Source organism: Massilibacteroides vaginae, assembly GCF_900178525.1.
In the GTDB taxonomy this organism is placed as follows: domain Bacteria; phylum Bacteroidota; class Bacteroidia; order Bacteroidales; family Tannerellaceae; genus Massilibacteroides; species Massilibacteroides vaginae.
In genome coordinates this window covers 15,970-27,923 of record NZ_FXDJ01000005.1, presented here as the reverse complement: position 1 = coordinate 27,923, position 11,954 = coordinate 15,970, and the positions used below count along the sequence as shown (strand labels likewise).

At 37.7% G+C, this 11,954-nt stretch carries 8 protein-coding genes; 7 read left to right on the top strand and 1 reads right to left on the bottom strand.

Annotated features, from left to right (window positions below; all coding sequences use genetic code 11):
• Positions 1-32: 32 nt before the first annotated feature.
• On the bottom strand, positions 33-539 hold the full coding sequence (gene fldA, locus B9Y81_RS00280) for a flavodoxin FldA (protein ID WP_085535008.1): 507 nt from the start codon (positions 537-539) through the stop codon (positions 33-35).
• Positions 540-893: 354 nt separating this feature from the next.
• On the opposite strand from fldA, the gene B9Y81_RS00275 reads away from it, so the two are divergent.
• The 7 genes from B9Y81_RS00275 to B9Y81_RS00245 all read left to right on the top strand — a co-directional run bounded on the left by B9Y81_RS00275 (position 894) and on the right by B9Y81_RS00245 (position 11,935).
• Entirely contained in the window at positions 894-4,088 is a 3,195-nt protein-coding gene (locus B9Y81_RS00275) for a SusC/RagA family TonB-linked outer membrane protein (RefSeq protein WP_217809484.1), read from the top strand.
• 100 nt (positions 4,089-4,188) lie between these two features.
• Positions 4,189-5,943: a RagB/SusD family nutrient uptake outer membrane protein gene (locus tag B9Y81_RS00270; protein ID WP_085535007.1), complete on the top strand. Its 1,755-nt coding sequence runs from the start codon at positions 4,189-4,191 to the stop codon at positions 5,941-5,943.
• Positions 5,944-6,054: 111 nt separating this feature from the next.
• Positions 6,055-7,185, top strand: coding sequence for a twin-arginine translocation signal domain-containing protein (locus tag B9Y81_RS00265; protein WP_085535006.1), 1,131 nt, complete (start codon positions 6,055-6,057; stop codon positions 7,183-7,185).
• Position 7,186: 1 nt separating this feature from the next.
• Positions 7,187-8,182 carry an alpha/beta hydrolase family protein gene (locus B9Y81_RS00260; protein WP_176221422.1) on the top strand — a complete coding sequence of 332 codons (996 nt, stop codon included), beginning with the start codon at positions 7,187-7,189 and terminating at the stop codon, positions 8,180-8,182.
• A gap of 393 nt (positions 8,183-8,575) precedes the next feature.
• A complete protein-coding gene (locus B9Y81_RS00255; RefSeq protein ID WP_085535004.1) occupies positions 8,576-9,676 on the top strand; it encodes an SGNH/GDSL hydrolase family protein in 1,101 nt (366 codons plus the stop codon).
• 36 nt (positions 9,677-9,712) lie between these two features.
• Positions 9,713-11,158: a Gfo/Idh/MocA family oxidoreductase gene (locus B9Y81_RS00250; protein WP_085535003.1), complete on the top strand. Its 1,446-nt coding sequence runs from the start codon at positions 9,713-9,715 to the stop codon at positions 11,156-11,158.
• Positions 11,159-11,200: 42 nt separating this feature from the next.
• Positions 11,201-11,935, top strand: a complete 735-nt coding sequence (locus B9Y81_RS00245) for a glucosamine-6-phosphate deaminase (RefSeq protein WP_085535002.1) — start codon at positions 11,201-11,203, stop codon at positions 11,933-11,935.
• The last annotated feature ends 19 nt before the right edge of the window (positions 11,936-11,954 follow it).

The window sequence follows — 11,954 nt, the reverse complement described above, 5'->3', positions numbered from 1 at the left end:
ATTCCCTTTCCTATACAGCACTGATTTAGTAATTATAAAGCTTCACTTTTCAACTGTTCCACCCATGCATCAATACGCCCATCAGTTTCGCCGTCTTCATTTAGTTCATCTAAAGGAAGTCCAACAAACTTACCGTCTTTTAAAGCCGTAGAATCATCGAATGTGTAGCCATCTGTAGATACAGTGCCTACAAATGTTGCACCTGTGCTTTGCAGATCTTCATAAATAGTTCCGATTGCATCACAGTAAGTATCACTAAAAGAAGCAGAGTCTCCCGCACCAAAAAGAGCGATACTTTTTCCTGCAAGATCAGCTTTCTTTAGTTTTTTTAAGAAATCCTCCCAGTCGTCTTGCAAATCTCCCGCCCCCCAGGTAGATGAACCTAAAACTAATACTTCATAAGGATCAACCACATCAGCATCGATATCACCTACGTTAAAAACATCAGATGAATCAACACCTAATTTAGCAGCAATACGCTGTGCTAAATCTTCTACTGTACCAGTTGAAGAACCATAAAAAACACCTATTTTTTTCATAAAACAATTACAATTTGGAATTTACATATTCAACAAACAAAGATCAAACAAAGTTCATAGATTGATCTATTGTCATCAATACCTACAAATGTGTATTTTCATTAATTGAACCAATATTAATAGGTATTGACTTTCGGAAACGTTATCGGAAACGTTATCGCTTTTTTATTTGGGTATTTCTTTCTCTTTTAAAGTAATATACTTTTTCTTTGATTGGACAAATAACCCGGCAGTTAGGAGAATCTTTGTAATACACTAACTGCTAAATTATGTAAACAAGAATGTTTGTGATTTATTAATTTTTGGCACTTGTATTGAAAATAATAGTATTAACCTAAATAATCTCATGAATTTATGATGAAAAACCTATTGTTCGTTTCGGACAAACAAAGAAGATTTAGCTTTAAAAAAACGTTAAAGATAACAAGCTATTCTTTGTTGTTTATTTGCACATCTTATAATCTGACGTATGCAAATAACCCTCCTTTAGATATTGTGACTACAGTGAAAAGCACTGATACATCAGTGCCGCATGTTTTGCAAAACACAACAAAACAAATAACAGGAACGATTGTAGATGAAAAAGGCGAACCTGTGATTGGAGCGAATATTTCTGTAAAAGGTACTACTTTAGGAACCATATCGGATATTGATGGCAACTTCATTATAGATGTTCCTTCTAATGCTGTATTGATTGTTTCTTATATTGGTTACTTAGGTCAGGAGATATCTGTAAGTAATAATACAGTATTTAAAATTGTACTGAAAGAAGATGTTAAATTGCTTGATGAGTTTGTCGTTATTGGTTATGGTGCAGTTAAGAAATCGGATTTAACTGGTTCTGTACAGAGGATTGATTCTAAAGTGCTGAAAAATCAAGCCGGAACTCAAATCTCGGATATGTTAGCCGGAAGTGTGGCTGGTTTTAATGGCGTTCAAGGTGCTTCAGCCAAAGGAGGAGGAACCATGGAGATCAGAGGGCGTACATCATTGAATGCTTCTACAGAACCAATGATTGTTTTGGACGGCTCAATATTTAATGGTAGCATGTTAGATATTAACCCACAGGATGTACAGTCGATAGAAATATTGAAAGATGCCAGTTCTGCAGCTATTTATGGTGCCCGTGCTTCCAACGGTGTTATTATGATTACAACTAAAAAAGGAGAAAAAGGTAAGCCTATGATTGCTTTTTCTGCTCAGGTTGGTACGGCAAGTCCTACGAATATGTATAAGTCATACGACAAAAATGGTTATTTGACTTACAAGAGAGATATGCAGAGAGCAAAGAATCCGCAAATGGTTTCTTACTATTATGACGATCCAAACAATCTTCCTTCAGGTGTAACCCTTGAGGATTGGAGAAAAGCGAGTGATAATTCACAAGAAGATAATACGAGAGAATGGTTGAGCAGGTTGTATTTTTATCAGACTGAAGTCGATAATTATTTAAATGGAAATACGGTTGACTGGTTTAACGAAGCTTTCGGATCAGGTATGAGACAAAAGTATGATGTAAATATAAGCGGAGGTACTGAAAAAATGTCTTATTTCTGGTCTGTCGATTACCAGAATAATGAAGGTGTTATTACAGGAGATAGTTATTCGGCAATAAGAACTCGTTTGAATTTTGACTTTACAATAACAGATTGGTTAACAGCCGGTGTTAATACGCACTTTACAGACAGAGATGAAAGTGCGGTTCCTGTTGATCTTGAAACGATGTACTATATGAGTCCATACGGTTCTATGTTTAACGAAGACGGTACCCCAAAATGGTATCCTAATGATTATGCATTGGCAAATCCGTTTCTTAATTATTATGAGCAAGACAGACATAAAAAAATCAATTCTGTTTTCGCTTCTGCTTATGCAAACATAAAATTACCCTACAATATAAACTACAAAATTTCATTTCAGCCTAACTACACTTTTGCAAGTGAGTATAATTTTTACCCGTCTACTATTCCTGCCGGAGGACAAGGGGGAGTAGGCACAAGGGCTGAATCTAAAAATCTGAGTTGGATATTTGACAACTTAGTGAGTTGGAAAAAACAATATGGTGTTCATGGTTTTGATGTGACTCTTTTGTTTAGTGCTGAAAAAGCTCAAAGGTGGTTAACAACTGCAAATAATCAGAAATTTATTCCTAACGAAAATCTTACATTTAGCGGCATACACTTCGGAACAGTGCCGACTGTAAGTGCTGAAGATACGCAAACAACAGCTGATGCATTGATGGCCAGATTAAACTATACTTTACTGGATAAATATTTGATCACTGCTTCTGTAAGACGAGATGGTTATTCTGCTTTTGGTGTAAACAACCCGAGAGCGACATTCCCCGCAGTTGCTTTAGCTTGGAAGATTTCTGACGAAAGCTTTTTTAAGATCCCTCATGTTTATCAAATGAAACTTCGTTTGTCTTGGGGTGAAAACGGAAATAGAGACATTGGTGCTTACGCGGCATTAGCTCAATTGAAGGCCGTGCCTTATTTTAATGGAACGAATAGTAGTGTAGGAATTGCAAGTACTACTTTAGCAAATTCCGGTTTGAAATGGGAAAGAACTTCCTCTTATAATGTCGGTATGGATTTAGGCCTTTTTGATAACCGTATTGATCTGACAGCTGATTTTTATGTCATGAATACGTTGGATTTGTTAATGGCAAGACAACTTCCTCTAATTACCGGTTTTAAAAGCATCATGACTAATTTAGGAGAGTTGCAGAACAAAGGGGTTGACCTTACCCTGAATACCGTGAACATAGACAATAAAAATTTCAGATGGACTTCTAATTTTGTGTATTCTGCCAACAGAAATAAGATCGTTAAGTTATTCGGTAATTATGAAACAGTTGAAATTGACGGTAAGTTAGTTCAAAGAGAAATACCCGATTATACGAACAACTTATTCCCGGGCCACGCGATTGATCAAATCTGGGATTATAAGGTTTTGGGTGTATGGCAGGAAGATGAAGCGGAAGAAGCTGCGCGTTATAGACTGTTACCGGGCGACTGGAAAACAGAAGACGTAGATGATAATGGCAAATTCGAAGCATTGCACGATAAACAATTTACAGGATACAAAGAACCGAGACACAGATTGGGCCTTAGGAATAGCTTTACTTTCATGGAGAATTTCAATCTTTCCATTTTCTTTAGGGCTGATTTAGGGCATAAAGCTGCATTCTCGAATGCTTTGAGAGCGAATGGTGCAGATACTGGAGAAAAGAGAAATTCATTTGATCTCCCTTATTGGACTCCTGAGAATCCAATTAATGATTATTCAAGACTTACACCCAACACAAGTGTTTATGGAGGAGGACTTAAGATTTACAAATCCCGTTCTTTCTTAAGGCTGCAGGATGTGTCTTTCTCTTACACTGTGCCAAGAGCGTTTACACAACGTTTTAATTTAAATAATCTTGAACTATATTATTCTGGTCATAACTTGTTATGTTTCACCAAATGGCCGGGATGGGACCCTGAATCATTGAACACACCTATGCCCAGAAGTCATACTTTTGGTCTTAGACTGTCATTGTAATAAACGAAAAGGTGTAGCTACTCTCTTTTTGTAATTTTATTATCATTGAAATAAGAAAAAAACTTCTTTAATATTGATAACAGGTCAAAAAAACAATTATATGAAATATATTAAAATTCTTCTTTTAACAGTATTTGTCACGTCGCTAACAGTTTCTTGCGGTGATGATTGGTTAAATCCGGATCCAAAATCTTTTTACACACCGGAAAACGTGTTTATTGATGAAAGCGGTTTGTCGGCATTATTGATAACAATGCGGAAGAACCTCAGTACTGAGTGTACGTCAAACATACATTACATCGCTGCAGATATTGCTGCGTCCGATTTGGCTTCTCCATGGTCTCAGTTAGATTTTTACAATCTTACTCCGGCAAGCTCGAAGTACTATCCGTACTTAACGATATTTACTAAGGCATACGAATTCATTAAGAACACAAATGTTCTTATTTCCAGAATTGATGTGATTAAATGGAAAGACGAAGGTAAACGGAATGCCGTTTTGGCAGAAGCTTTGTGGTTCAGAGCGTATTGGTACTATCGTCTGGTTAACTCGTATGGAGATGTTCCTTTTATCGGCGAAGAGATAACCAGTGCTAAACTGGATTTCTATACGCATAGCAGATGGACTATTCTTAACAAAATACAGGAAGATTTGGAGTTTGCTACACAATGGTTGCCTGAAAAAACAGCACCCGGAGTCATTTCGAAAGGAGCAGCTCAACACCTGCTGACTAAGGTATATCTTGCAAATCTGAATTTTGACAAAGCAATAGAAACAGCAGATAAAGTAATTAATGGTCCTTACGCTTTAATGACTGAAAGATTCGGCGTTGATGCGGCAGTGGAGAAACGTAATTTGATATGGGATCTTCATAGACCGAAAAACTTCAATATAACAACTAACACTGAAACTATATTGGCTATTGTGGACAGATACGAAGCTCCTTCGGATGCTAAATCTGCCGGTTTACATACCATGCGTCAGTATAATCCTTCATGGTGGGCGGTAGAAGTTTTAGACAGTCAGGGTAAAACCGGAATGGTGGCTTCGGGTGCTCAATACGATTCGTTAGGAAGAGGTAACTCGAATGTACGTCCATCATCGCATTACCAATATGGAGTCTGGAATATTAAAGGTCAAACATGGCAGAATACATCAGACTTAAGAAGGGCTGATCTTAACTGGGTAGATACAAGCGAAATTATTTATAACAACCCTAATTCTGTTGATTTCGGAAAACCTGTCCAGAAATCTAATTTTGCGAATCCCGTTGATACCTTCAGAACATACTATGCTATGACTCACTATAAAATGTATGTGCCTATGGATGATCCAAAAGCAATGCCAATGGGAGGAAATGGAGACTGGTATATTTTCAGACTGGCAGAAACCTATTTATTACGTGCTGAAGCTCATTATTGGAAAAATAATCTTGCTGCAGCAGCCAGTGATCTTAATAAAGTAAGAGCAAGAGCAAATGCTGTTCTTGTAGAACCAAACGAAGTAACCTTGGATTTTATTCTTGATGAACGCGCACGAGAGCTATATGCAGAGGAACCAAGGCATTCTGAGTTAATAAGAATCTCTTATATCTTGGCTAAAGCGAATAAAGATGGGTATAGTTTAGATGAGTTTAGTAACAAAAACTTCTATCACGATCGGGTTATGAAGTATAATGAAACCTACAGGCAAAAGGTTACACTTTTAGATAATGTGGCTACTATTGCTCCTTTCCATGCTTTATGGCCTATCCCTGATGAAATTATTACGGCCAATACGCTTGGGGTTATAAATCAGAACATTGGCTATAATGGGGCAGAAAAGAATGTTAAGCCCTTGGAGGTTATTGAATAATTTAAATAATTGATATTGTGTTACTGTTTTGATAGTTACTTTCAAAAGAATACGCATTGTATTTCTTTGAGAGTAACTATCTTACAAAGGTTTCCTTAACGATTTATTACTATGACAACACGAAGAGATTTTTTCAAAACGTTAACAGCTGCCGGTGCTGCGGCAAGTATTCCGTCAATGGGTTTCTCTAAACCGATTTCAAATTTGTTGAAAACGAAAAACACATCAAACTTGATATGGGCTAACCTTTTGCACCTCAGTACAAATATGTGGGAAGATAATCCGTATGTGAGTGATCACTCTTTATTGAAAGATGCCGTAAATGCACAGGATGTCTATAGAGATGATTATAAATACACCAACTATAAAGAAGCTTGCGCATGGGCTATGCGTGCGTACAGACCATATTTAATAAATGACGATAATACATGGGATGCTATTTTGAAAAATATGGCAGATGCCGGAATGAATATGGTTATTATTGATTTAGGTGATGCTATAAAATACGATAGTCATCCGGAAATAGCCATAAAGAATGCTTGGTCAATTGATAAATTAAAAGCAGAACTACAAAAAATCCGCAATTTAGGTTTAGAGCCTATCCCTAAATTGAATTTTGCTGCGTCTCATGATATCTGGTTGGGAGAGTATTCCAGAATGCTTTCTACTCAAAAATACTACTCTGTATGTAAGGATCTTATCAATGAAGCAATTGAGCTGTTTGATAATCCTCGCTTTTTACATTTGGGAATGGATGAGGAGACAGCTAAACATCAAAGACGTTATGACTATGTTGTAATTCGTCAGAATGATCAATGGTGGAAAGACTTTTATTTCTTAGTAGATGAAACGGAAAAGAGAGGTGTCAGACCTTGGATATGGTCAGATTATGGATGGCGACAGCCTGAATTGTTCTTTAAAAAGATGCCTAAATCTGTTTTGCAAAGTAATTGGTATTATGATACTGAGTTTGATTTATCTAAAATGAATGAACCGGCAAGTACGTATTTGAAGTTCTATGATGATCTTGAAAAATATGGCTATGATCAGGTTCCTACCGGAGGAAATTGGACTAATGATACGAATATGGAAGATACTGTTCAGTATTGTAAGCGAGTTGTCAATCCGGATCGATTATTAGGGTTTATGACCGCCCCTTGGCTTCCCAATATGGATATTTGCCTTGGCAGACACACAGAAGCGATAGATCAGATTAAAAATGCTAAGAAAAAATACTATTAAAATGAGGGTGTTATTTTCTATTTTGATTTGCTGTATATCGGTCTTTGCCGTACAGCCTCTTTCTGCTCAACAGCAAAGTGCGGAAAATAAAACGATAATTAGATTTGACGATACGAGAAAATTTAATTGGGATGCAGACTTTGAAGAAGTTGAAATAGAATCTAATGCCGATCAACGTATTCAAAAAGCCTATTTTTATAAATCAGGTTCATCAAAAAAGAGACCTTTGATTGTAAGTTTACATACCTGGAGTGGTGACTATACACAACGGGATACCATTGCAGAGCTTTGTAGATTGAACGATGTAAATTATATTCATCCTGATTTTAGAGGTCCAAACAAAACAATAGAAGCCTGTGGCAGTGATTTAGTTATATCCGATATTAATGATGCTATAGATTATGCGATTGCAAATTCAAATGTGGATACTACTAAAATCTCTATTGTAGGAGTAAGCGGAGGGGGGTATGTTACGCTATGCTGCTTTATGAAATTGAAGCGGAACATTTACAGCTATTCAGCCTGGGCCTCAATTACGGATTTAGAAGCCTGGTACAACCAAAGTAAGATAAGAGGAAATAAATACGATGAAAATATAATGGATTGTACCTGTTCACAAAGCATGCTAAATATTCTTGATGCCAGATATCGTTCTCCCTTATACGCGCAAACGCCTTTGTCTAAAATAGGACAAACAAAACTATTTATTTATGCCGGTGTATATGATGGTATTCAAGGTAGTGTACCTATTACTCATTCGATCAATTTTTACAATAAAATTCTAAGCGATATAGGCGAGAAAAACAGTTCCGACTATGTGACAGATAAAGAAAAACTGCATTTGTTGGAATTTAGAAGTCCGATAGATGAATTAGGTTATCTGGATACACGAAAAATATGCTTGCAAAAAGAAGTGAAACAAATAAAACTGACGGTATTTGAAGGAAATCATGAAATGTTAACGCAATATGCATTTGATGAAATTTTGAGTGATTAATAAAAGAATAAACCAAACGTAGCATCGCATATTATATGCAAGTCAAACTTGTGTTTTTTTGCATATTTTAAGTTAAAAACCGGGCTCAGTTTTCTGTTTTAAGTCGGGTTTGTATATTGCTGTATATCAGTAGTTTGTATTGCTCGAAAACATAAAGGTTATTTTTCGGAAAATAAAGGATATTTTTTAAAACATAAAGGTTATTTTTTTAAACATATAGTAATGTAAAAAAACGGCACTGTTTTAAGAGGAATTTGGATTGTTAATTATAGACATCAACCGGGTTTTATTCCTGAACTTTTTTCGGAAACGTTATCGCTTTTTTATTTCATGAATTCTTTTTCTTTTTGGTGTAGAAGCCCTTTCTTTGAATTACTTAAATATGGCTGGTATATGAAAAATAAGACATTTATTTTATTCCTTTTATTTAGTTGTTTAGTCTGGAACGGTAATGCTCAGATGAAATGGCATAATCCGCAGAAGTCTGCATTTCCGGTGATACAAAATCAGGCTTGGGTAAATGAGATAGGGTTTACTTATACCCGTATGCCTGAAAGGGCCGAACAACTTGTTCGAAAACCTGTCTGGGATTTATCTCGTTATTCTGCCGGTTTGGCTATACATTTTTATAGTAATGCTTCAGATATAACTGTGCGTTATGGTGTAGGCGGTGCGCTGAATATGCCACATATGCCAACGTTAGGTGTTTCCGGCTTGGATATGTATCGTGTTGAGAACAATAATCAGCAGTTGTTCTGTTATGGGAAGTATGCCTTTGGCGATACAATTACATATACCTATGCCGGTTTGGAAATTGATAGCAAAAAAGATCAAAAATATGAATATCATCTTTTTCTTCCGCTTTATAATCGGGTTAAATGGTTGGAAATTGGAGTCCCGGAATCGGCAGAGCTAAGTTTTATTCCTCATTCAACGGTAAAACCAATTGTTTTATACGGAACATCCATTGCGCAGGGTGCTTGTGCTTCACGTCCGGCTATGGCATGGGGCAATATTTTGCAACGTTCGTCTTCTATTCCGTTGGTTAATTTAGGCTTTTCCGGAAATGGCCGTTTAGAAAAAGAAATGCTGGATTTTATCGGAGAAATTGATGCGCAACTATACATTCTTGATTGCCTTCCCAACCTTGCGTCAGAAGAAGAAAATGTGCTTTTTGATTTGATTGTGAATGCAGTACGTCAGTTGCGACAAAAAGCAGACACACCGATCTTGCTTATCGAACATTTAGGTGCAAGCTATAGTCGGGTAAATAAAGAAAAAAGAATTGAGGATGAGCGAGTGAACAGAGCCTCTAAAAGAGCTTATAAAGTATTGTTAGAAGCGGGTGTTACTAATCTTTTTTATTTAACTAAAGAAGAATTGAATATTCCGGCGGATGGTTGGGTAGATTATATTCATCCAACCGATCTGGGTATGCAAGCGCAAGCTGAGGCTGTAGGAAAGAAAGTAAAGGAAATTCTAAAACTATTTTAATAAAATCAACTTGATTAATCTTATAAAAATAAATACATGAAAACAAACCGTAGAGGATTTTTAAAGGCGGCCGGTCTGGCCGGAGCTGGTCTTGTAACCGGTTGTACGTCAACAACACGGGCGGGCGAACTTCAAGAAGGAAAATCGGCTTTTCAACTGGATCATATCAGGAAAGAAGCACAAAATCAGTATAAGCAAACATTCAATATGTCCGGCTATTGTGCCCCGAAATTGGATGTCGTACGAATTGGTTTTCTGGGAGTTGGAAGTCGCGGTTCTGCAGCAGTAGAACGAATAAGCCGGATAGACGGAATCAGTATCGTTGCTATTAGCGATGTGCAACCTGAAAAAGCAGAGTTGGCCAAAGCTCGTATAAAATCGCCCGGACATCCGGCTGTTTTGTATTCCGAAAACGATGAGGCTTGGATGGAAGTGTGTCGGCGAGATGATATAGACCTGATTTATATTGCCTCTCATTGGGCGATGCATGCTCCGATGGCTTTGTATGCTATGGAGCATGGCAAACATGTGGCTGTCGAGATTCCTGTTGCTACAACGGTAGAAGATTGCTGGAAACTGGTTGAGACTTCAGAACGCACTAAGAAACACTGTGTGATTCTTGAAAACTGTTGCTATGATTTCTTTGAGCTTTTGACACTTAATATGGCTCGTCAAGGGTTCTTTGGTGATATTGTGCATTGTGAGGGAGCCTATATTCATGATATACTGGAAAGTTTCTTTAAGAAAGAAAACCGGTATAATAATTGGCGTTTGAAGGAAAACGCGGAGCGTAACGGGAATCTGTATCCTACTCACGGTCTTGGTCCTGTTTGTCAGCTGCTAAATGTGAATCGTGGAAATAAGATGATGTATATGACTTCTATGGCTTCTGCTGATTTTATGCTGAAGAAGGCAACTGAACAAAACGCGAAATCTGATCCGGAATTCGCACAGTTTTTGGATAATCCGTTCAGAGGCAATATGAATACTTCATCGATTATGACTAATTCAGGCAGTACAATTATGCTTCAGCATGATGTGTCGACTCCTCGTCCGTATTCGCGTATTCATTTGGTGAGTGGGACTAAAGCTTTTGCGCAGAAATATCCGTTACCCGGAAAGATCGCGATTGGTCATGAGGGGTTTGTGGGTGAAGAAGAATATGCTAAGCTGGAAAAACAATATACACCGGCTATTGTGGCTAAAATCGGTGATTTAGCGAAACAGATCGGTGGACACGGTGGTATGGACTTTATGATGGATTGGAGATTGATTGATTGCTTGAGGAATGGATTGCCTATGGACATGGATGTGTATGATGCGGCTTCGTGGAGTGTGATAGGACCGCTTAGTGAATGGTCTGTCGCAAACCGTTCTGCCGCGATAGATATTCCGGATTTTACTTGTGGCTCTTGGAAAACCAATATTCCGCATGATATTGAATTGCATACCGGAAATACAACGGGAGTGCTAAGCAAATAAGAAATAGTAGATCAAATAACAAATTAACAAAAATAGAAGAACGTGGAAATTAATGTGTTGAAAGACAAGTATGAACTTGGTATTGAGGCGGGAAAATACGCAGCTTCATTAATTCGTAAAGCGATTGCGGAAAAAGGTGCTGCAAATATTATTTTGGCCACAGGGATGAGCCAGTTTGAAACATTGGAACAGTTAATAAGTGAGAAGGATATAGATTGGACGAAGGTTCGGATGTTTCATCTGGATGAGTATATCGGCTTACCGGAGTCGCATAAGGCCAGTTTCAGAAAGTATTTGAAAGAACGTTTTGTTGAGAAAGTGGGGGCTATGTTGGATGTAAATCTGATCAATGGTGAGGCTGCGGATCCGAAGGACGAATGTAAGCGATTAGGCGAAATCATCGCCCGATATCCGATAGATGTTGCTTTTGTCGGTATTGGTGAAAACGGACACCTTGCTTTTAATGATCCTCCCGCGGATTTCGATATTGAAGATGCTTACCTGATTGTTGATCTGGATGAAAAATGCCGTGCGCAACAGATGGGTGAGGGTTGGTTTGCTTCACTTGAAGAAGTGCCCACACAGGCGATCAGTATGTCTATCCGTCAGATGATGAAAGCGAAACATGTTGTTTGTGCTTCACCGGATAGTCGTAAGGCGGAAGCCGTTAGAAATTGCCTTACCTTGCCGGTAAGCAATTTACATCCGGCAAGCGTATTACAAAATCACGCCAGTTGCGCCTTCTTTTTAGATGAATCATCAGCTGCTTTTCTATAAAGAAATCGTAAATTCGCAA